This is a genomic window from Micromonospora sp. WMMD1076 (assembly GCF_029581475.1).
In the GTDB taxonomy this organism is placed as follows: Bacteria; Actinomycetota; Actinomycetes; order Mycobacteriales; family Micromonosporaceae; genus Micromonospora; species Micromonospora aurantiaca.
Window position 1 is genome coordinate 4709446 of the sequence record NZ_CP120862.1, and the last position, 23733, is coordinate 4733178.

Annotated in this window: 5 protein-coding genes; all 5 read right to left on the bottom strand. The window is 75.9% G+C overall.

What is annotated here, in order from left to right; all coding sequences use genetic code 11:
• From O7622_RS22290 to O7622_RS22310, 5 genes are read right to left on the bottom strand one after another with little or no spacing between them, the layout of a single operon-like run.
• A complete protein-coding gene (locus tag O7622_RS22290) occupies nt 1–1194 on the bottom strand; it encodes an alpha/beta hydrolase (RefSeq protein ID WP_282310138.1) in 1194 nt (397 codons plus the stop codon).
• The gene (locus tag O7622_RS22295; protein WP_282310139.1) at nt 1191–2426 is read right to left on the bottom strand and encodes a hydroxymethylglutaryl-CoA synthase; all 1236 of its coding nucleotides are present in this window, start codon (nt 2424–2426) and stop codon (nt 1191–1193) included. Before O7622_RS22295 ends, O7622_RS22290 begins: the two co-directional genes overlap by 4 nt.
• Complete coding sequence (locus O7622_RS22300) at nt 2423–2671, bottom strand: acyl carrier protein (protein ID WP_282310140.1); 249 nt, start codon at nt 2669–2671, stop codon at nt 2423–2425. Before O7622_RS22300 ends, O7622_RS22295 begins: the two co-directional genes overlap by 4 nt.
• Nucleotides 2668–3603, bottom strand: a complete 936-nt coding sequence (locus O7622_RS22305) for an LnmK family bifunctional acyltransferase/decarboxylase (protein ID WP_282310141.1) — start codon at nt 3601–3603, stop codon at nt 2668–2670. The genes O7622_RS22300 and O7622_RS22305 overlap by 4 nt, the downstream gene beginning before the upstream one ends.
• Entirely contained in the window at nt 3600–23711 is a 20112-nt protein-coding gene (locus tag O7622_RS22310; RefSeq protein WP_282310142.1) for an SDR family NAD(P)-dependent oxidoreductase, read from the bottom strand. Before O7622_RS22310 ends, O7622_RS22305 begins: the two co-directional genes overlap by 4 nt.
• Nucleotides 23712–23733 lie beyond the last annotated feature (22 nt).

Consider the following 23733-nt stretch of genomic DNA (forward strand, 5'->3'; position numbering starts at 1 on the left):
TCATGGGAACACCTCCTCTCCACCTCTCGTCGGAACGGGGGGCACCCGCCGGCCGGCTTCGGCGGGAGATCGTGTGCCGAGGGCGACGTCGCCGGCGACGAACCGCGCGGCGAGGTCGACGAGGCTCTCCTCGGCGTGGAACAACGACAGGTGGTCGCCGTGCTCGGCGACGTGCAGGACGGCCCCGGCGATCCGGGCGGCCACGGCCCGCGACCCGGCGGGGTGCGCCGTGTGGTCGTCCTCGCTGGTGACGACGAGCGTGCGCGTGGTCAGCCCGGCGAGGTACGGGCGCAGGTCCGTACCCATGATCGCGCCGTTGAGCCGGCAGTACCGGCGCAGCAGCTCCGGCGTCGCGTACGGGTACGTGACCAGGTGCGCCAGCCGTGGCGGGGCGACACCGAGCATGGTGTTGGTGAGCACGGCGTGCACCGCCGCGGCCTGCTGCGGGCTGCGGGCGGCCATCGCCATCAGGGCCTGCAGGTTCTGCTGGTGGTCGGTCTTCGGGCTCTCGTCGCCGAGGTCGAAGTCGCCGTGCCAGAGGCTCAGCGACGACACCCGCTCCGGCGCCCGAGCGGCCGCGACGACCGCGAGCACCGCGCCGCCGCACAGGCCGATCAGGTGCGCGCGGCGCAGCCCGAACCGGTCCAGCACCGCGAGGAGGTCGTCGGCCTGGGCCACCACGCCGGTGTCGCCGGAGAACCCGTCCACGTCCGCGAACAGGCCCCGCGTCTCGGGGACGAGCACGTGGAAGTCGCGGGACAGCCGGCCGGCCCAGCCCTCGGCGAGCCGGGCGGGCATCCCGCACGCGGACACCATCAGCACCGGCGGCCTTTCCGGGTCGCCGGCGGCGTACGTGGGCAGCACCGCCCCGTCGCCGGTACGCACGTCGGTGCGCCGGAAGCGGCAGGTGAAGTCCCGGCCGCGCGCCTCGGCGACCACGCGCGGCTCGTCCGCCGGCGGTGGTGCCGGGTTCGCGTCGAGGTCCAGCAGGTCGCTCACCACCCGCTCGAAGGGGCCGAGGTCGGCGGCGTCGGTCACCGGCACCGGCGCCGGCACGTCCAGCCGGTCGCACAGCCGGGCCAGCGCGGCCGCGGTGGCCGGGTCGGCGCACCGCACCCGTACCGGTGGCGGCAGCACCCGCAGCAGCGGACCCGCCGCCAGCAGCGCGGCGGCCAGATCCCGCCCCGGCGTCACGCGCCCGCTCCGATCCACTCGTAGCTGCGGTGGTAGGCGCGGACGCCGGTGCAGGCGAGCAGCGTGCGCGCACCGGCCACCCGGTCCAGCACCTCGGCGTACCGCCCCGGGTCGATCCGCTTGTCCGCCACCGGCACCAGGCAGTCGGCGTTGTCGGCGAGGATCCGCTTGTACTCGTCGAACGTCAGCTCGCACCGGCCGGCGAGGTGCTCGCCGATGCGCATCCGGCCGACCTCGGCGGTGGACCGGTCGTCGACCAGGCCGCTGTAGAACTCGGCGGCGCAGCCCGAGCCGTACGAGTACATGCCGACGCGTACCGGGTCGTCGGGCCGCAGGTGGTCGATCAGGCTGGCCAGGGCCAGGTAGACCGAGCCGGAGCAGAGGTTGCCGACCAGCCGCGGGTACTCCAGGCCGGGCGCGACCCGGCGGGCGAAGTCCGCGTCGGCGTCGGGCAGCCGGTGCTCGCGGGCGAGCTTGCGGTGCGCCGCGCGGACGATGCCCGCGAACGGCGTGTGCATGGCCAGCCCGGCGAAGGTGGTGGCGAAGTCGACGTCCGCCACCTTCTCCGCGTAGTGCGCGTAGGCGTTCGTCAGGCAGTCCAGGTAGGCGAACAGCGAACGGTCGGCGTCGGCGACGTCGAACGTCGGGCCCGGCCGGGCCGAGTCGAACGTCTCGTAGCTGTGCGTCCCGAACGCCCCGAGGTCCACGTCCAGCACCCGCGGGTCGTCGCCGAGCAGCACCGCGGCGGCGCCGGTGCCCATCGCCGGCTCGGTGTACGAGGCGTTCTCGTTCACCAGTGACACGTCCGTCGCGATCACCAGCGCCTTGGCGCCCGGTGACAGGCCGGCGGCGAGGTAGCCGCAGGCGAGCTGGAGCGCCCCGGTCGCGGCGTAGCAGGCCTGTTTCACCTCCAGCATCCGGCATCGGCGGCTCAGCCCGAGGTGCCGGTGCACGTACGAGGCGATCGACTTGCTCAGGTCCAGGCCGGACTCGCTGGAGGTCACCAGCAGTTCGATCCGGTCGCGGTCGGCCTCGTCCATCGCGTCGAGGATCGGCTTGGCGGCGTTCACCGCGTGCGTGACCGGATCCTCGAACGGCAGCGCGACCGACTTCGTGGTCATCATCAGGTTGCCGAGGCGGGCCGCGTCCAGGCCGCGTCCCTCGAACAGGACCGGCACCGCGACGGAGGCCACCCCGCAGTACACGTTCAGGGTCTCGATGCCCACGTTCATGCCGTCACCTCGCAGAGGTACGCGACCAGGTGGTCGATGTCGGGCAGGTCGCTGAAGCTGCCGAGGGGCTCGTCGACGCCGAGCCGCTCACGGAGGGCCAGGATGATCTCGACCCGGTCGATCGAGTCGGCGCCCAGGTCGCGCAGGTGCGCGTCCCCCGGGATCCGGTCGCCGGGGACCGCCGGCAGGATCTCGGCGATCACCTCGTGGACCACCCGCCGGACCGCTTCGTCGCTCGCGCTCACGTGGTTCCCTCCGTCCGGGTCTGCGCAAGGGCCACCGCGAGCGGCCGCCCGGTGTCGCGGTCGGCGAGCACCGCCCGGACCGTCTCGTCCGCGCCGGGCACGTCGCCGCCGGGCCGCCGGGACACCCGCACCCGCAGCACCGCGCCCACGTCGGCGTTGCCGAGGTAGCTCATCCGCTGGTCCAGCACGATCCGCCGGAGGAAGCCGGCGTCGGTGCCGCCGCGGTGCCGCCACAGCCGCAGCGACGCCCAGTCCACGATGGCGAAGTAGGACGCGAAGTAGAGCAGCCCCACCCCGTTGAGGTCGCGGCTCGGATCGACCGGGTAGTCCAGCGCCAGCCGGTCCAGCGGGTCGGACGGGTCGGGCTCGGTGCCGAGGGCGCGCAGTTCGGCGTACGCGCGCCGGGGCGAGTGCCGTGCGGGCAGCACGGGCAGGTGCCCGTGCCGGAACCCCGGTGGGGACGCGCTGCGCAGGTCGCCGTTGCCGCCGGACGGGCCCCGCACCACCCAGCGGTTGAAGTTCTGCGCGTACAGGCATCCCGGGTCGGGGTGGGCGTAGAACTCGTCCGGGTCGACGACCCGTCCCGGCCGGTCACCGCGCCGGATCTCGTGCAGCGTCAGCACCGACTCGCTGCCGGAGGCGAAGGACCGCGAGTCCACCCGCAGCACGTCGCCGAAGGTCATGCCGCGCACGTGCAGGTCCGCGCCGCCGCGCAGGTGGATGTAGTGGAACGCCAGGTAGGTCGGCATCCCGTCGGCGTCGCGGGCGGTGTAGACGTTGGTGTCGCAGAGCGCGCTGACGGTGTCCCAGGTCCAGTCGCCGACCTGGCCGACGAACAGCGACCCCGGCCCGCACATGCCGGGCCGCACCACTGTCGTACGGGTCGTCGCGTCGGGACCGAGCAGTTCCAGCTCGGGAGTCAGGACTGTCACGACCCCTCCCCTCCGGCGCCGCGCAGGAAGTCGGTCAGGATCCGGTTGCACTCCCGAGGGCTGGTCAGATACGGGAAGTGGCCGGCGTCGGCGATCTCCTCGTAGCGGGCGCCCCGGATGCCCTGGTGCAGCAGCCGCGCCGTCTCCGACGGGATGACCGTGTCGTGCCGGCCCTGCACCACGAGCGCCGGCAGGTCCAGCTCGCCCAGCCGGTCGCGGAGGTCCGGCCGGGCCGCGAACACGTCGAGGTAGCGCAGCCCGGTCTGGGGGTCCATGCTCTCGCAGCGCAGCAGCAGCGCCTCCACGGCGGCCCGCTCGTGCCGCAGCCGGTCGGCGCCGGACCCCTCGATCGTGCGGTCGAGGTCCTGGGCGGCCACGACGGCCAGCCGGTTGATCTCACCGACCCGGTTGCCGATCTTGTAGGAGCTGCCGAGCAGGATCAGCGAGGCGGTGTCCTCCGGGTGGTTCAGGGCGAACGTGAGCGCGACCAGGCCGCCGAACGACGCGCCCGCGACGTGGACCGGGCCGTCGATCCCGATCTCCCGCAGCACCCGCAGTTCGAGGGCGGCGATCCCGTCCAGGGTGAGGTCGGCCGAGGCGGTGCTCGCGCCGACGCCGGGATGGTGGACGCTGACCACCTGGTACCGCCCGGCCAGCGCCTCGAACTGGCGCGCGAAGACGCCCGCGCCGATGTTGAACGGGTGCGCGAGCAGCAGCGGCGGGCCGTCGCCGGCGGTGAAGACCTCCGCCTGGGCGCCGGCCACCGGCACCACCCGTCGGCGTACGGCCGGCTGGTGTTCCCGCAGCACGGTGCCGTTGTCGTCGGCCGGCGCCTGGTCGCGCAGCGCCTGCCGGACGTCGTCGGGCACCCGGTCGGCGGGCTGGTAGACCGCCCGGGCCGCCTCCCCGGCCGTGCGGACCCCGCCGGTGACCAGTTCGGGAATCTCTCCCGGTGCGGCGGCGAGCGCCGCGACGGCGGCCACCACCGCCTCGGCGTCGTCAGGCCCGTAGCCGACCGGCACTGCCAGCCGGACGGTGCCGGCGAGCGGCCCTCCGATCGCCAGGTGCGGCCCGCCCCGGACTCCGGCGCCGGCGTAGAGCCAGGCCAGCCCGGACATCGCGGGGTGCTCCCGACCGGCCAGGCCGGGCATCCGGGCGAGGTCGAGCAGGACGCAGTGGGCGCCGTCGACGTCCACGACCGGCAGGCCGGCCGCCCGCAGGCCGTCGCGGAGCACCGCGACCGCGGCGACGCGCCGCCGGACCAGTTCGGTGACGCCCCGGCGGTCCGCGAGCGCGGCCCGCAGCGTCATCCGGGTGGCCCGGTCCACCTCGGAGCCCCGCCGCGCCACGTGCTCGCGCAGCCGCGCCGCCAGTTCCGGGTCGCGGGTGGCGACCAGGCCGCCCGCCGTGACGCCGAAGTCCTTGGACAGGCTGAACGTCGCCGTGTCGGCGACGGCGAGCAGGTCCCGCACCACCGTCCAGGGATCCCCGCCGGGGCCGGCGAGCTGGACGGCGTTGTCGACGACGCGGCTGGCGTCCAGGACGAGCGGCACCCCGTGCGCGGCGGTGACGCGGCGCAGCTCCCGGAGGGCGCCGGGTTCGACGGGTACGCCACCGGCGGCGTTGTTGGCCGCCTCCGCCACCACGAACGACACCGACCCGGCGGGCCGGCGGGTCAGCTCCGCCGCGAACGCCTCGATCGTCTCCTGGTCGAGCCGCCCCTCCCCGACGGCAACCGGTTCGTAGCCGAGGTCGGCGAGCGTCGACAGCCAGGTCGGGAAGGCCGCGGCGTGCAGCACGACGCCGCGCGGGCCGGGGTGGCAGCGGCACAGCAGTTCCTCGGCCGTCCGCCCGGACCGGGTCGGCACCACCTCGGGCATGGGCAGCCAGTCGTGCGCGGTGAGCTCCGGCGGGCCGGACCGTTCGGCGAGCAGCCGCGTGCGGGCGGCGACGAAGCCGTCCGCCCGCTCCGCCCACGAGTCGGTGAGCAGGTCGAAGGGGACCAGCTCGGTCGGCAGGGCGAGCGCGTTGTACCCGTGCGCGGCCAGCAGATCCGTACGTCCCGGCCGCAGCGCCGGGTCCGGCGGCGGTCCCGCGCCCTCCCGCGGCGCGGCGGCGTCCGACGGCGCGGGATCGGCGGGGACGCCGTCCACGAGGTCCGGATTGGCGATCATCAGGATGATGTCGGTGACCGACGTACGGTCGCCGGTCGCCGGCTGGCACAGGTAGATCGGCGTGTTCTCGGGCCGGAACTTGTTCTTGAACTGGAAGTTGCCGGGCCCGAACACGCCCACCGAGTGCAGCTCCGCCAGCGCGTCCGCCACCGCCGGGTCAGCGTTCGGCGACTCGGTGACGGCGACGCCGAAGCTCGCCCCGAAGCTGAACGACGTGCAGCCCTCGGCGGCGGTCGCCTCGATGATCCGGACGATCGCCCACTCCAGGCCACCGGCGGGCATCTCGTCGGCGTAGAACTCCAGATCGAGCAGGTATCCCCGCTCGGACGGGATCCGGGTCACGATGACCGCGTTGACGAGGACGTCGTCCACACGGGTGAGGAAGACCCGGTGCCGGGGGTCGAGCGTGCCGCCGCCGATCTCCTCCCGGACCACGCCGACGTACGGGTTCACCATCTGCTTGCGGCGGCCCCAGGAGTCGATCAGACCGACGATCTGCCGGTCGGTCTCCGGCGACGCGCCGGCCCGGTACTCCTCGATCCGGCAGTCACCGGCCCGCTCGAACCGGTGCAGGAGGCTGCGCAGGCGCTGCATCCGGCCGCCCCGTACGGTGAACGAGGCCAGGTCCGTGAGGCGCTGCACCGCCCCGAACGGGGTCGCGGTGACCGGTTCCCCGGCGACCTCGGTCAGGTGGGCCAGGGACAGGAAGTTGGGCCGCAGGCCGTGGCGCCGCGCCCACGCGATCCACTCCGCGACGAGGTCGTGGAAGTGGTCGTGGTGCCCGACGAAGCTCCAGGCGAACACGTCGTCGCCGCGGACCGAGAAGTTGACGTAGCCGGCCCGCGCCGAGTCGACGAACGCGTACGGTGCGATGTCCCGTCCGGCCAGCCCGCCCTCCTTGGCGTGGCGGCGGTCGAGGTCGGCCAGGAGGTCGCGCAGCGCCGGGCGGCCGGGCAGGGCCCGCTTGCGGACGACCACCGGCTCGCCGTCGACCTCGCCGCCGCTCTCGATCGTCCGGCCGGTGGCCCGTGGACCGGTGCCCGTCTCGGCCCGGACGCCGGTCCCGGCGGACCGCCCGGCCAGGAACGCGGTGAGGTCGGCCATCGTGGGGTGGTCGAACAGCAGGGTCTTGGGCAGCGCGCCGTAGCGCTGTTCCAGGGCGCCGACGACCCGCAGCATGTCGAACGAGGTGAGGCCGCTGTCGGCGAACGTCCGGCCGGGCTCGACGGGACGCTCCAGCACCCCGCTCACGATCTCCTCGACGCCGTCGCCGGCCGGTGTGCCCGGGCGCGGTGCCCGCGTACCGGCGGCCACGAGCGCCGCCACCGCCTCGACCGTGTCGTGCTCGTACAGGTCGGCGGCGGTGATCTCCACGTCGAACGTCGCCACCACCAGCCGGGCCAGCTCCATCCGGAAGATCGAGTCGAGGCCGAGGTCGGCGAACGCCCGGTCGGCGGTGATCTCCGTACGGTCGGCGCCGAGCACCCGCGCCACGCAGTCCCGTACCGCCTCGGCCACCTCCGCGGGCGCGGCCACCTCCGCGGGCGCGGCCACCTCCGCGGGCGCGGCCGGCACCGCGGGCGCCTGGGCGACGGCGGCGGCCGGCCGGTCGGCGCGGCCCGGCTGGTCGACGGGGCTCGTGCGCTCGGGGGCGGCCGGTCGCGCGGGGGCGGCCGGTCGCGCAGCGGCGGCGGGTGGCGCGGCAGCGGCGGGACCGGCTCCGGCCGGGTGGGTGGCCGGACGGGCGAGCACGCCCACCGGAGCTGCGCCGTTCGACGCGAATCCGCCGTTCACCGCTCCCGCGTCGGCGGCCGTGCGCCGGCCCGCGCCGTTCCCGCGCGCCGCCGACGGATCACGCAGCACGATCCGGTCGGCGGCGGTGCGCCGGACCGGGGCGGGCGGCTCCGCCGGAACACGCGGGCCGGGCAACTCGGCCGGGGCGGGCCGGGACGGCGCGGCGGCGCGGGCCGGACCCTCGTCGAACCAGAACGGCCGGGCCTCCAGCGGCGGGGCGGGGACGGAGATCCGGGCCGGCCGGTGGTCCCAGGTCGCCGCCCAGTCGACGTCGCCGCCGGCCAGCCAGGTCTCGGTCTCCGCGTCGAGGCGGGGCGGCGCCTCGCCGCGCAGCACCGCCACCGCCTCGGCGGCGTCGGCGACCACCGCGGCGAACCGGTGGGCCAGGGCCTCCCGTCCCACCTGGAGGGTGTACGTGGCACGGGCCATGTCGGTGTTCTCCGCGAGGTGGTCCGCGACCCGGCGCCGGTACTCCGCCAGCGCCGCGGGACCGGACGCGGACAGCACCAGGCGCCCGGGGCCCGACGCCGGGGACGCCGGCAGCGGCGGCGGCGACTGCACGACCACGTGGGCGTTGGTGCCGCCGAAACCGAACGAGCTGACCCCGGCGACCCGGTCGCCGGTCCACGGCACGTCGTGGTCCAGCACGGTGAACGGGGTGCCGTCCAGCCGCAGGTACGGGTTGCGCCGGTGCTGGTGCAGCGTGCGCGGCAGACGTTCGTGCCGCAGGCTCAGCAGTACCTTGAGCAGCCCGGCGATGCCGGCCGCTGCCTCCAGGTGGCCGATGTTCGTCTTCACCGTCCCGACCGCGATCGTGGCGTCCACGCCCTCGAACGCCTTCTTCAGCCCCTCGATCTCGATCGGGTCGCCGAGCCGGGTGCCGGTGCCGTGGGCCTCGATGTAGCTGACGCTCGCCGGGTCGACGCCGCCGGCCCGGTACGCCCGGCTGACGACCTGTGCCTGCGCCTGCGGGTTCGGGGCGGTCAGCGACGGCCCGCGGCCGGCGTGGTTCACCGCGCTGCCCCGGATGACGGCGATCACCTGGTCCCCGTCGGCGACCGCCGCGCGCAACGGCTTGAGCAGCACGACGCCGCAGCCCTCGCCGCGGCCGTACCCGTCGGCGGAGGCGTCGAACGTCTTGCACCGGCCGTCGACGCTGAGCATGCCCGAGGACTGGAACGCCACGAACAGGCCGGGGCTCAGCAGCACGTTCACCCCACCGGCGAGCGCCGTCGCGCACTCCCCGGCCAGCAGTGCCCGTACCGCGCGGTGCACCGCGACGAGCGAGCTGGAGCAGGCGGTGTCGACGGCCTCGCTGGGACCGCGCAGGTCCAGCAGGTAGGAGACCCGGTTGGCCAGGATGCAGTCGGCGAGGCCGCTGGCGGTGTGGGCCTCCACCGGCACGTCGTGCGCGCGGAGCAGGTCGTCGTAGTCGCAGGCGGACACGCCGACGAAGATCCCGGTGTCGGTGCCGGCGAGGTCCGCCGGCCGGTATCCCGCGTCGGCGACGGCCTGCCAGGCGGTCTGGAGGAACAACCGCTGCTGCGGGTCCATCAGCGCGGCCTCGCGCGGCGCGATGCCGAACAGGTCGGCGTCGAACGAGCGTACGTCGTCGAGGAAACCGGCGTGGACACCGGCGGTGGCGGGGTCACCGAGCAGGTCGGTGCGGTCGGCCGGGACCGCGCGGACGAGGTCGTCACCGGCGGCGAGGTGCCGCCAGAAGGCGTCGAGGTCCGGCGACCCGGGCAGCACCCCGGCCATCCCCACCACGGCGACCGCGTCGGCCGGCAGGTCCGCCGACGGCTCGGCGGCCTCCGCCGCGGGCCGGGCCGCCGTGAGCCCGGCGTCCACTGTGGCAGCGACCGGCCGGGCCGGGAGCACGGTGCGCAGGTACGCGCCGAAGGCGGCGAGCGTGGGGTGCTCGTAGAGGACTGTGGGCAGCAGGTCGACGCCGAAGCGCTCGTTCGTCTCGTTCACCAGCCCGGTCAGCGAGATGGAGTCGAAGCCCAGGTCGAGCAGTTGGATGTCCGGGTCGATCTCGTCCGGTTCGACGAGCAGGAACCCGGCGGCGAGCGCACGCAGCTCCGCGTCCAGGTCCAGCTCCGGGTCCGGAACATCGGCCGGGGCCTCCGGCGCGACGTCCGCCGGGCGCTGCACCGCCACCACCGGTTCGGTGCCCGGCACGACGCGGTCGAACGCCCGTACCGCGTCGGCCGTCGGCAGCGGGGCACTCCCCCAGCGCCGCGCGAACAACCGGCGGGTGGCGTCGTCGACGACCATCCCACCGTCGGCCCACAGCGGCCAGCAGACGGACACCGTGCCGGGCCGGCCTGCGGCGAACTCGTCCAGGAACGCGTTGGCGTACGCGTAGTCGACCTGCCCGAGGTTGCCGGTGCGCCCGGCGATCGACGAGCACAGCGCGAGGAACTCCAGCGGTTCCGTGCCGAGCGCGTCCACCAGGTGCCGCAGGCCGGACACCTTCGGGGCCAGCACCGCGTCGACGGCGGCGGCCGGCTTGGTCAGGGCGCGGGCGTCGTCGTGCACGCCCGCGGCGTGAACCACCCCGTCGATGCGCCCGTAGCGGCGGCGGATCTCGGCCACGGCGCTGCGCACGTCGGACTCGACTGTCACGTCCGCACGGACGAACGCGAAGGCGTCGTCGGCCGGCGCGGTCCGGCCGACCAGCACCACCGCCGAGGGCGCGCGGGTCGCCGCGAGGTGCGCGGCGAGGTGCCGGCCGACGGCGCCGGTGCCGCCCACCACGACGTACACGCCGCCGGTGCGCCGGACGGCCGGGCCGGGCCGGAACGGCACCATCCGGCGTACCTCACGGACGCCGCCGGCCCAGCGGATGTCGTCCACCCGCTGCTCCGGCGGGCCGGAGACGTGCCACAGGTCCGCCTCGGCGGTCACCCCACCCCGGACCACCGCCCCGGAGAAGCCGCTGTGCTCCAGCGCGAGCGTGCGCAGCGCCGCCGTCACGGCGGTGTACGCGGGCCGCTCGTCCGGGCAGCCGACGACGATCCGCAGCGGTGCGGCCGGATCAGGGGTGAGCACCTCGACGGCGGCCCGCAGGACCGTGTGCAGGCTCTCGCGCACCTCGTCGGCGAGCCCGCCGGCCCGGGCCGGCAGGTGCACCACGACCACGTCCGGGTCGGCCTGGTCGTGGCGGCCGCCGAACGTCGGGCCCTCGCCGATCACCCGGATGCGGGCCGGCGGTCGCCCGCCCTCCGGTGGTGGCTCGGCCCGCCACTGCGGCCGCAGGTACACGCACGGGTCGCTCTCGGGCACGCCGGTCTCCGACGCCACCGCGTCCGGCACGACGCTCACCGGCACGACGGTCTGCGGCACCGCCGCCTCGGGCACGCCGCTTTCCGGCACCGCCGCCTCGGGCACGCCGGTCTCCGGCACCGCCAGGCCCGGCAGCGCGGCGGCCCGGCCGTCGGCGGTCCGGTCATCGTCCGGTACGGACGGCGGCGCCGCCGGCCGTGCGGTGGCGGCCGGCTCGGGCAGCCACAGCCGCTGCCTGTCGAACGGGTACGGCGGCAGCGACACCCGCCCCGGCCGTACCGGCCAGCGGCCCGCCCAGTCGACCGGGACGCCGCGTACCCACAGCTTCGCCGACTGGTCGAGCCGGCCGCGGCGCAGCAGGTCGGCGGCGATCTCGGCGCCGCCGTCGCCGTCGAACAGCGGATCGGTGCCGGCGGTGCCGGTGGTGACCTCGCCGGCGCGCAGCCGGCGGACCAGCTCGTCGAGGTCGGACACGACGACGGCGAGCCGGTTGTCGAACTCCGCCCGCCCGACCTGGGTGCTGTACGCGAGCTGGTCGAGGCGCGGGCGCGTCCGCTCGACCAGGTCGGCCACTGCGGCCGTGAGCGTCCGTAGCTGTTCCGGGGTCCGCGCCGACAGCACCACGACGTGCGGCCCCGGCTGGACGGGCGCAGGCTGCGGCGCGGGATGCTCCCGGACCACGAGGTGCGCGTTCGCGCCGCCCGCCCCGAACGAGCTGACCCCCGCGCGGCGCGGCGCGGTCCACGGCTGTGCGCTCGTCGGCAGCAGGAACGACCCGGACAGGTCGATGCGGGAGTTGACAGTGGACAGGTTCGCGCAGGGCGCGATCGTGCCGTGCGCGAGTTGCAGCAGCACCTTCGTCAGACCGGCGATGCCGGCGGCGCCTTCGAGGTGACCGATGTTGGCCTTGACCGAACCCACCGGGATCCGCCGGTCGTCCGGCAGCGCGTTGCCGAGCGCCCGGCCGAGACCGGCGATCTCGATCGGGTCGCCGAGAGCCGTGCCGGTGCCGTGCGCCTCGAGGTAGCCGACGTCGCCGGGTGTCGCTCCGGCCGCGGCGAGCGCGCGGACCACCAGGTCGGCCTGGGCGGTGGGGTTGGGGACTGTGTAGCCGGCGGTCCGGCCGCCCGCGTTGACGAAGCCGCCCTCGACGACGCCCCAGATCCGGTCGCCGTCGCGCAGGGCCGCGGACAGGGGTTTGAGCAGTACCGCGCCGACGCCCTCGCCGGGCACGAACCCGTCGGCGCGCTCGTCGAACACCTTGCAGGCGCCGTCGGCCGACAACATGGTCATCGACGACAGCGCGATCAGGTGCGCCGGGTGCAGGACCAGGTTGACGCCACCGGCGACGGCCGCCGAGCACTCCCCGCGGCGCAGGCTCTCGCAGGCCAGGTGGATTGCCGTCAACGAGGAGGAGCAGGCCGAGTCGACGGCGAAGCTCGGCCCGGTGAGGTCGAGCGTGTACGACACCCGGTTGGCGATCGACCAGTACGCCGAGTGCCCGTCGGTGTAGCGGCCCTCCGGCCAGCCCTGCGCGGCGGCGATGCGGCCGTACGAGCCGTACATGGTGCCGACGAAGACGCCGGTGTCGCGCGGCAGCGCTCCCCCGAGGGCGCCCGCGTCCTCCAGCATCAGCCAGACGGTCTCCAGGAACAGCCGCTCCTGCGGGTCCATCGCGGCCGCGTCCTTCGGCAGGATGCCGAAGAAGCCGGGATCGAACCGGTCGACGTCGGTGAGGAACCCGGCCCACCGGCTGTACGTGTGCCCCGCCCGGCCGCGGCGCGGGTCGAAGTGCTCGCGCCAGTCCCACCGCTCCGGCGGCACCTCCGTGATCGAGGTGGTGCCGGTGACCAGGTTCTGCCAGAACCGCTCCAGGTCCGGCGCGCCCGGGTAGCGGCCGGACAGGCCGACGACCGCTATCGCGTCCGCGTCGCCCCGGGCGGCGGAGGCCGAGCCGTCCGGTACGGCCGGTCGCTCGGGTTCCGCCGGGTGGACCGGCGCCGGCACGACGTCCACCGCCGCGACGCCGAGCGTGGCGGCGAGCGGGCCCGGCCGTTCCCGGGCCAGGTGGTCGGCGAGCTGCTCGATCGTCAGGTGCTCGAACAGCAGGGTGGCCGGCAGGTCGCCGAGGTCGGCCGAGAACCGGCGTACGAGGTGCTGGCTGACCAGCGAGTCGACGCCGAAGTTGTCGAACGTGACGTCGTCGTCGAGCTGTTCGGGGCGGTACTTGAGGACCTCCGCGAAGACCGCGCGGACGTAGTCCCGGGCGGCGCGGGCCGGCACCCGGTCCACCGGCGCCGCACCGGCCGTCGCCACGAGCACGCACTGCTCCTGCTCGTCGTCGGGGACACCGGGCATGCCGAGGATCCGGCCGGTCAGACCCGCCTCGGCGAGCGCCGCGCGCCACCCGGCCGGCGACAGCAGCGGGGAGTGCGGCAGCCGCCGCCGGGCGTCGGTGAACCGCCACCAGCCCGGCAGGAGGCCGAACGTCGCGGTGAGGAAGTCGGAGGCGCGGGTGACCTCGTTGAGCAGCAGCACGCCGCCGGGGCGCAGCAGGGATCGGGCATGGCGCAGGCTGCGGACCACGTCCGCGGTCGCGTGCAGCACGTTCGTGGCGAGCACGACGTCGTACGAGCCGGCCTCGAAGCCCTGCCCGGCCGGTTCCCGCTCGATGTCGAGGACGCCGAACCGCAGGCCCGGATGGCGTCCGCCGAAGCGGTCCTCGGCCTCGCGGAGGAACGCGGTCGACAGGTCGGTGAAGTCGTACCGTACGCCCGGGCAGGCGTCGAGGACGAACGCCGAGCCGGCGCCGGTGCCGGCTCCGATCTCCAGCACCCGGCCCGGACGGCCGTCCGTCCGCCCGAGCGCGGCGGCGGCCTGCGCCGCCACCAGGCGGTGGTAGAAGTCCGCGGCCTGCTGCCCCTGGTAGACGGCGGCGACCAGGTCGGTGCTGCCGCCGGGGAAGAGCACCTCGGTCGGTGGGGTCCGGCCGTCCAGGACGCCGGGCAGGGCGTCGACGCACCGGGCCAGCAACGCGACGTGCGGGGCGAGGTCGGGGTGCCGGGCGAGCACGGCGGCGGTGGACAGGCCGGCCGGGGGCCCGGACACGGCCGCGGCGACGGCGGCCGCCAGCGGCCCGGAGGCCGGCACGGTACGGTCCCGGAGCCGGTCGCGCAGCAGGTCGCGGGCCAGCCCGTCGAGGGTACGGAAGGCCGCGCTGGACCGGTCCAGCGACGGGTCGGTGTCCCCGGCGGCGCCGTCCGTCGCGGCTGGGTTCGCGAGCGCGGTGACGGCGTCGCCGGCGGGCGCGGACGGGTGGACGCCGAGTGCGGCGAGCCCGTCCCCCGTGCCCTTGAGGACAGCCACCTGTGGGTGCGGGCCGGCGAGGATCCGCTCCAGCGCCGTGACGCCCTCGGCCGGTTCGATGGAGCCGATGCCCAGCGTCGCGAACCGGGCCGCGTGTCCGGGGTCGGCGACCACGCCGACGCTGCCCCACCAGCCCCAGTTGACCACGCGTACCGGTTGTCCCCGGCGGTGCAGCGCCAGCCCGTACGCGTCCTCGAACGTGCTCGCGGCGGCGTAGTTGGCCTGCCCCGGGGCCGGAGCGAACGACAGCGCCGAGGAGAACAGCGCGAGGAAGCCCAGCGGCTCACCGGCCAGCGCGTCGGCGAGCACACCGACACCGGCGACCTTCGGCCGCAGCACCTCGGCGAACGCCGCCTCGTCCATCGCGGACAGGGCACTGTCACGGAGCACGACCGCGGCGTGGAACGCGCCGTCGACGGGCCCGAACCGCTGTCGCGCCTCGGCCACCGCGCGGCGCACCGCGACGGCGTCGGTCACGTCGGCGCGCAGGTAGACGACCTGCCCGCCCAGTACCTCGATCTGCGCCACCAGAGACCGGATGCGCTCGTCCTCCGGGGACCGGCCGAGCCACACGAGCCGGGCACGCCGGGTCCGGGCGAGGTGACGACTGACCTCGAACCCGATGCCACCGGTGCCGCCGACGACGAGGTAGACACCGCCGTCGCGCAGCGGCGCCACGCCCGCCGGCCCGGCCACCGGCTCCAGGCGGCGGACCAGGCGGCGGTCACCACGCAGCGCGACGAACCGGTCGGTGCCGTCCTCGCGGCGGATCGCGTCCGCCGGGGTGACGTCGCCGAACCCGGCGTCGACACAGGTGACCCGCCACTGCGGATACTCGGCCGCGATCGCGCTTGCCAGCCCGGCCAGACCGGCGGCGTGCGGGTGGACCGCCTCGCCGGGCAGGCCGGCCACCCCGGACACGACGAATGTGAGCGTCAGCGGTCCCCGGTCCGCGCCCAGGTCGAGCAGGCGGCGCAGCAGGCGGAACGCGTCGGGCGTCGCGGAGTCGTCCTGCGGCGGGGCGGCCGGGTCGGCCGTGCGGGCGAGCACGTACACCGTGTCGCACCGGCCGGTGGGCAGCTCGCCGAGCGGCAGCGTGTCGTCGGCGCCGAGGGCGGCGGCGAGCGCGGCGTCGGCGGGGGTGTGCACGGCGAGGGCCCGCCCGGCAGGCGGTTCGCCGGAGGGCGCGCCGGCCGGCCGCCAGGCCGGGACGTACAGCAGGTCCTCCGGCGGCGTCGTCACGACCGGCCGGCTCTCCGCGACGGGCGATGTGGCGCCGGGCGCGTCGTAGGGACGAAGCGCCACACCGTCGAGCCGGGCCCGCACGTCGCCGGTCAGATCGGTGAGCACGACGTCGAACCGTCCGCCGTTCCGGCGTACCACGTGGACGCGGGCGGTCGCCGGCAGCCGGTCGGCGACGAAGACGGACTCGACGGCGAACGGGACGAGCATCCGGTCGGCGGGATCGACCAGCCCGGCGACCGCCTGCAACGCCCCGTCGAGCAGCTGGACGTCGCAGTCGGGGCCGGCGGTGAGCGTGCCGAGCGCCTCATCGGCGCCCAGCCGCAGCTCCGTCAGCACCCGGAACGACGGCCCGTAGCGCAGACCGGCCCGGGCGAATCCCGCGTACAGGTCGTCGACCGGACGGCGGACGGGGCAACGGGCCTCGACCGACGGCAGGTCCACCCGCTCCGGCGGTGCCGGGTCGGGGGCGCGGCGGGTGGCGACGGCGTACGGTGTTCCCCCGACGGTGAGGGTGATCCGGTCGTCCCTAGTGACGACGGTCGTCACCGGCTCGGTGACCACGACGGGCCGCAGCCAGGTCACGTCTGCGGCGCGGACGGTCCCGCCGGCGGTGGCCCGGCGCAGGAACGCCGCGCCGGGCAGGACCGGGACGCCGTGCAGCGTGTGGTCGGCCACCATCGGGTCGGCCGGGGTGAGGGCCGTCTCCCACCGGTCGCGGCCGGTCCAGAAACGGTCGCGGGCGAAGGGGTACGTGGGCAGCGGGATGCGACGCCCGGCCGGCATCGCCGTCCAGTCCACGTCCGCGCCGGCCACCCAGCGCTCGGCGAGCGCGACCAGGTCGGCCGGCGCGTCGGGGGCGGGCGGCCCGCCGGCGAGTTGCCGGAGCAGGTCGGCGGTGTCGGCGGCGACGAACGCGGCCCGGACCGCCAGGTGCGCCCGGCCCCGCGCGAGGGTGGCGGCGACGTCGTGGAGTTCGGCCGGTTCGGTACGCAGGCGCCGGGCCAGCCGGTCCGTCAGGTCGCGCAGCGCGGACGCGGTCCGGGCCGAGACGGGTACCACCACCGGCCCGGTGCCGGTGCCCGCCGTCGCGGCCGGCGCCTCGGCCACCACGAGATGACAGTTGGTGCCGCTGAAGCCGAACGAGCTGACGCCGGCGACCAGCCGGTCGTCGTGCCACCCGATGAGTTCGCGCACCACCGGCAGCCCGGGGATCGGCTCGGTGGCGTGCGGGGTCGGTGGCAACTGCCGGTGCCGCAGGCTGAGCAGCACCTTGATCAGGCCGGCCACGCCGGCGGCCATCGTGGTGTGACCGACGTTCGCCTTGACCGAGCCGATCCGGCAGTGCGGGCCGACGACCTGGGCCAGCGCCTTGACCTCGATCGGGTCGCCGAGCGCGGTGCCGGTGCCGTGCGTCTCGACGTACCCGACCTCGACGCCCGCCCGGGCGTGGACCTCACGCAGCAGGCGGACCTGGGAGACCGCGCTCGGCGCGGTGATGCCGTTGGTACGGCCGTCGCCGTTCACGCCGCCGGCGAGGATGACGCCGTGGACGTGGTCGCCGTCGGCGAGCGCCCGGTCCAACCGCTTGAGGACGACCACGCCGACGCCCTCGCCGAGCACGATGCCGTCGGCGGCGGCGTCGAACGGCAGGCACCGGCCGGTCGGCGACAGCATCCCCGTCTGGCTGGTCCAGACCTGCATCTGCGGCGTGCACATCACCGCGACGCCGCCGGCCAGCGCCGTGTCGCAGTCGCCCGAGCGCAGGCTCTCGCAGGCCAGGTGCACCGCCGTCAGCGACGACGAGCACGCGGTGTCGATCGCCATCGTGGGCCCGGTCAGGTCGAGCAGGTACGCGATCCGGGCCGGCAGGATCGAGCTGGCCCCGCCGAGGAACGCCTCGCTGCTGTCGCTGCGCCCATGCCGCTCCAGCAGCCGGGGATAGTCGCCCGCGCCGCAGCCGACGAAGACGCCGCACCGCATCGGCCGCCCGGCGTACCCGGCGTCCTCCAGCGCCGCCCACGCCTGCTCCAGGAAGATCCGCTGCTGCGGGTCCATCGCCTCGGCTTCGAGCGGTGAGATGCGGAACAGCCCGGCGTCGAACGCGTCCACGTCGTCCAGCAGCGCCGCCCACCGGCTGCGGGTGCGGCCGGGCGCGGCCGGGTCCGGGTCGTAGAGTCCCGTCAGGTCCCAGCGGTCGGACGGGACCTCCCGGATGGCGGACCGGCCGGCGGCGAGGTTGTCCCAGAACGTGTCGAGGTCCGGGGCGCCCGGGAACCGTCCGGCCATCCCGATCACCGCGATCGCGGTCGACGGGTGCGCGCCCGGCGACGCCGCGTCCGAGGCCGGTGTCCCGGCCGGGGCGGATGACGACGCCGGTGCCGGTGTCGCCGCCGGTGCCGGCTCTTGGTGGGAAGGCGACGCCGACTGTGGGCGGACGGCGAACGTCAGCGGCGGGGGCTCCGGGGCCGTGGCGGGGGCGGCCCCGGGCGGCGGGGCAGTCCCGGGCGCCGCGCTGGGCGCGGTCAGGACCAGTGGCGGCGGGCCCACGGCGGCCGGCGAGGCGACAGCCGGCGCGGTGGGCTCGGCCGGGACCGGTTCGTCCACGACGGACGGCGGCGGGGGCGCGGTGGCCTGGGCACGCAGGGAGGCGGACCCGGCCAGGTTGCGCAGCACCGCCTGGGCGAGATCGGGCACTGTGGGGTGGTCGTACACGGCGGCCGAGTCCAGGTCGGTGCCGAACCGGCGGTTGAGGTCCCGCACCAGCTCGACGGCGCCGATGGAGTCCAGTCCCAGGTCGGCGAAGGTTCGGGACGGCAGCACCTCGTCCGGGCGCAGGTACAGCAGGGCGCCCACGATCTCCGTCACCGCGTCGCCCACCGCGCCGTCGTCCGGGCCGGGCTCCGGCTGCGCGGCTGGCGTCGCCCGGCTGCGGAACTCGTCGACCTTGGTGAAGTGCTCCCGCACCAGGGCGGCGGACTCCGCGCCGAGGACGTTCCCGTGCATGCGGACCTCGCTGGCGATGACCTCCGGCAGCCGGTCGAGGATCCGGCCGGCGAGTTCGTTCTTGAGCGACCGGATCACCGCCGGTGGCTTGTCCGCCATGGAGCGGGCCAGGTCCAGCGCTGCCGGAACGACATCCTGCGGCGGCAACACGGTCACGCCGGCTCCGCGCCGGCTCAGCTCGGCGCCGGTCATCGACCGTCCGGTCAGCATCATCTCCGCGGCCAGGGCGGGGCCGAGGCGTTGCTCCAGGATGTAGGTGGCGCCCATGCCCGGGGTGAAGCCGTAGCGGGTGAAGTTCGCGCTGTACACCGACGTGTCACCGAGGACGACCACGTCGCCGTAGCAGGCGAACGCCAGTCCCCCGCCGGAGGCGTGCCCGGCGGCGGCGGTGACGACCGGCCGGGTGCAGCGCAGGATGCCCTCGTACACGAGCGCGGCGTCGGTGAACGTGCCCTCGCCCGCGGCCAGCGCCCGCAGGGCTTCCGGGGTGCCGCCCATGCTGAATACCGAGCCGTGGCCGGTGATCACCACCGCACGCACGTCGTCGCGCCGCTCGATCTCCGCGAACGTGTCCCCCAGGGCCGCGAGCAGCCCGTCGGTGAACATCGGCGCGCGCATCGACACCAGTGCGACGCCCTGGTCCAGGACACGGAACTCCAGGTCCGGCCCGTCCGGGACGACCACGTCGCCGTCGGCGGCCGGCGGCGGGCTCGCCGCCACCGCGACGGCGTCGCCACCGCCGGTCCCGGCGCGGGGCGTGTCGGCCGAGCCGGCGCGAGCGGCGTCCCAGCCGCCGATCCAGCACGGCTCCTCCGGCAGCGGGCAGGTCGGCAACGGTACGCGGCGGGGGTGCCCGTCCGGGTAGCAGGCGGACCAGTCGACAGCGCCGCCGCCGACCCAGTGCCGGGCCACCTCGTGCAGGTCACCGGCCCGGAACGCCGCCACCGGATCGCCGGTGGCCGGCGCGCCGGTGGTCACCACGTCCCCGGTGTCCGCACCGCGGGCGAAGCCTTCCAGCGCGCTGCGAAGCGCGTCGGTGCCGGACGTCACGACGGCGATGCGGACCGCCTGCGGCGCCCGTCCCACCTGCGTCGTGTAGGCGATGTCGCGGACGCCCCGGTCCGCGGCGAGTTCGTCGAGGCGCGTCGCGACGCTCAGCCGGCCGATCGCCTCCACCCCGACCAGGTCCGCCAGCCGCGCCGGGTCGAGCCCGAGGTCGCCGAGGGTCGCCGACGGTGCCAGCGCCTCCTCGGGTACGCCGAGAAGGTCGGCCACCGCCACGGTCGGGCCGGTCGACGCCGGCAGGCCGGCCGCCATCGCGCCCGCGTACGCCCGCAGTGTCTCTGCTGTCGGCGCGGAGAGCACCACGAGCGCCGGCCCGTCCGGCGCGGGTGCGGCGGCGGGGACGAACTCCTCGACCAGCACGTGCGCATTGGTGCCCCCGGCGCCGAACGCGCTGACACCGGCCCGCCGCGGAACGCCGGGCGGCGGGTTCCACGGCTCCAGCGTGCGCTGGACCCGCAGCGGCACGGCGGCGAAGTCGATGTGCGGGTTGAGTTCCTCGGCGTGCAGCGACGGCACGAGCGCGCGGTGCCGCAGTTGCAGCAGCACCTTCGTCAGCCCGGCTATCCCGGCGGCGCCCTCCAGGTGCCCGATGTTCGACTTGACCGAGCCGATCGCGCACGCCCCGGCTGGCAGGTCCGCACCGTCGAACGCCTGCCGGAGGCCCTCGACCTCGATCGGGTCGCCGAGCGAGGTGCCGGTGCCGTGGGCCTCGACGTAGCCCACCGTGGCGGGCGCCCAGCCAGCCGAGTCCAGTGCGGCGCGGACGAGCGCGGCCTGGGAGCCGGGGCTCGGTACCGTCGCCCCGGCGGTACGTCCGGTGTGGTTCACCGACGTCGCGCGGATGACGCCGTACACGTGGTCGCCGTCGGCGAGCGCGCGCGACAGCGGCTTGAGCAGCACCGCGCCGACCCCCTCGCCGGGTACGTAGCCGGTGCCGTCTGCGCCGAACGCGCGGCACCGGCCGTCGGTGGACAGCCACTGCCCCTGCGCGAGCTGGAGGTACTTCTGCGGGTGCACCGTCACGTTCACGCCGCCGGCCAGGGCGAGCGTGCACTCGCCCCGCCGGATGCTCTCGACCCCGAGGTGCACGGCGATCAGCGACGACGAGCAGGCGGTGTCGACGGCCAGGCTCGGCCCGGTCAGGTCGAAGGTGTGCGAGACGCGGTTGGGGATCGCGCAGTGCATCGCGGTCGGGGCGACACCGTCGGTAGCCCCGCCGACGAGCTGGTAGTGGTTCCACATGACGCCCGCGTAGACGCCGACGACCTCTCCGCGCAGGGTCTCGGGCGGATGTCCGGCGTTCTCCAGGGCGTGCCAGCAGGTGGTGAGGAACAGCCGTTCCTGGGGGTCCATCCGCTCGGCGTCGCGCCGGGACACCCCGAAGAAGGTCGGCGCGAAGCGGTCGACGCCGTCGAGGAAGCCGCCCCACCGGCCGTACGTACGTCCCGGGGTGCCCTTCTCCGGGGCGAACAGCGCCGCGTGGTCCCAGCGGCCGGCGGGCACCTCGGTGATTCCGTCGACGCCACCGGCCAGGTTGCGCCAGAACGCCTCCAGGCCGTCCGCGCCGGGGTAACGCCCGGCCACGCCGACCACCGCGACCGCGTCCCCGCCCGGCCCGCCGTCGGCTGATCCGCCCGCGGCCGGTGCGCCGTCGGACCCGCCAGCCGGAAGCGAGACGGCGGCAGCTCCGCGGGCCGGGCGCGAGGCGGCGGTGGCCGCAGCCGCACCGGCGGCCGGCACGAGTTCCCGCAACCGGTCCGCCTGCCCGTGCAGGACCAGCACCGCGTCGTACGGACCGCGCAGCACGTCGCGCAGGACGCCCAGCGCGGTGCCGGTGGGCATCGGCTCCTGGCCGGTGCGCTCGGTCGACCGGCGCAGGGCGTCGGCGGGCGCGCGCATGCCGCCCTCGGCCCAGTACGGCCAGCCGATGACGACGGTCCGGCCGCGACCGCGCCGCTCGACGTGCCGCAGGCCCGCGTTGGCGTACGCGTAGGCGGCCTGGCCGGGGTTGGCCACGTCGGCCGACGCGGAGGAGAAGGCGACCAGGAAGTCGAGCGCGTCACCGGCGGTGGCGGCGTCGACGTGGCGCAGGCCGTCGAGTTTGGGGGCGGCGACGGCGGCGAGGTCGCCGGGGTCGCCGCGGAAGAACAACCCGTCCCGGGTGACGCCGGCGCAGTGCAGGACCCCGTCGATCCGGCCGAACCGCTCCCGTACACCGGTCACCGCCGCGTCCACAGCGGTGGCGTCGGTGACGTCGGCGATCGCGACGTGCACCTCGGCGCCCGCCGCGCGGCACCGGTCGACGAGCGCCGCCGCGGGTGCGGTACGCGACAGCAGGGCGATCCGGGCCCGGTGCCGCCGCGCGAGGTGCGTCGCGAGGACGGCGGCGAGACCGCCGGACCCCCCGGTGACCAGGTAGACGCCGCCGTCGCGGAACGGCTCCCCGCCCGTGGCACCGGCGGCCGGGTCCACCTCGCGCCACCGCCGCACGAGACGCCGGCCGCCGACGTGGCGGACCTCCGGCTCGGCGTCGTCCGCGCGCAGCTCGGCGCGTACCGCGGTGGCGAGGTCACCGGCGTGATCGACCTGGACGAACCGGCAGCGCAGGCCGGGGATCTCGGCGGTCACGGTACGGGCCAGCGCCGCGGTCGCCGCCTGCTCGGCGGTGGTCTCGCCGGCGTGCACGACGAGCAGGTCGCGTGGTCCGGCGTCGACGAGGGCGGCGGCGGCGCGCCACAGGTCGGCGGCCGGGTCGTCGGTCAGCAGGACGACGGCGGACGGCAGGTCAGTGGCGTCGCGGAGCCGGTCGACGGAGTCCACGTGGGCGGCGGCGAGCCCGGCGGGGAGCGCGCCGCCCACGACCAGTGCCTCCGGGGTACGGGCGGTCGGCGGCGCCGGGTCCGCGGGCACCCAGGCGTCGACGAAGGACAGCACCGTCGACTCGGGGGCGGCCGGCACCGGGGCCGCGCCGGTCACCGGCGCGCCGGACGACTGAGGGGCGGCCGGGGCCTGCCCGGTGGACAGGTGCGCGGCGAGCGCGTCGATGGTGGTGTGCTCGAACAGCAGCGTCGGGTAGAGCTTGCGGCCGGCGAGCTGCTCGACCCGCTCGGTGAGCCGGAGCAGCGCGACCGAGTCGAAGCCGAGGTCGTAGAACCCGGTGCCGGTCGCCACGTCGGCGGGCGGCCGGCCGAGCATGTCCGCGACGGCGGCGCGCAGCGTGTCGGTGAAGCCGTTCGCGGCGCCCGGCGAGGACGCCGCGGCCTGCTCGGGCACCGTCGCCGGTGGCCCGGCGGCGGGCCGGACCGGCGCGGCGTCGGCCGACACCTCGGCGAGCAGCCGGCGTACCAGCCCGGATTCGCGGATCCGCTTGCAGGTGAGGCCGGTGAAGCCGGCCAGGAACCGGCCGTCCGCGTCGCGGATCGTGTAGTCGGTGGTGATCACGTCGCCGGACGGCGCGAGCCGTTCCGGGCGCGGGACGTGGACGTGACACGTTGGCGGCAGCGGCTCGGGTGCCCGGAACTCCTGGACGAACATCGGCACGAACGGGTCGTCGGTCGGCATCCCGACCTGCCCGAACCCGGCCAGCGTCGAGGCGTCCAGCGAGGCCGGGTGCAGGTGGAACCCGGCGTCCGGGGCCGCCGGGTGCTGCTCGCGGGTCAGGTCGGCCAGGAGCGCGCCGCCGCCGATGTGCAGGGTGCCGCGGCAGCGCATCGCCGGGCCGTGGCGGATGTGCTCCCGTACCGCCCTCTGGTAGAGCACCTCCACGTCGTCGCGCCGGTCGGCGGCGGCCCGGAGCCCGGCCAGGTCGAGCGGCGGCGGGACCGGCTCGTCGGTGAGGCGGATCAGCCCGTGCGCGTTGTCGTGCCAGCCGGACACCGGGTCGTCACCGCGTAGCCAGCGGCTGCGGACGGTGAACGGACGCCCCGCCTCCTGTGGTTCGCCGATGGTGAGCACGACCTCGCGGTCGAAGCCGTCGGTGGTGACGATCGCCTCGGCGAGCACGGTGTCCCGTACGCAGAGCCGGCGGTGGTCCCAGCCGGCCGCGACGGCGGTGCGGTAGACGAGGTCGAAGAAGACGACGCCGGGAAGCACCGACACCTCGTGCAGCCGGTGGTTCCGCATGACGAAGTCGTCGTGGGTGAGCCGGAACCGGCTCTGGACGTCGGCCATCGGGAACCTGCCTCCGGTCTTC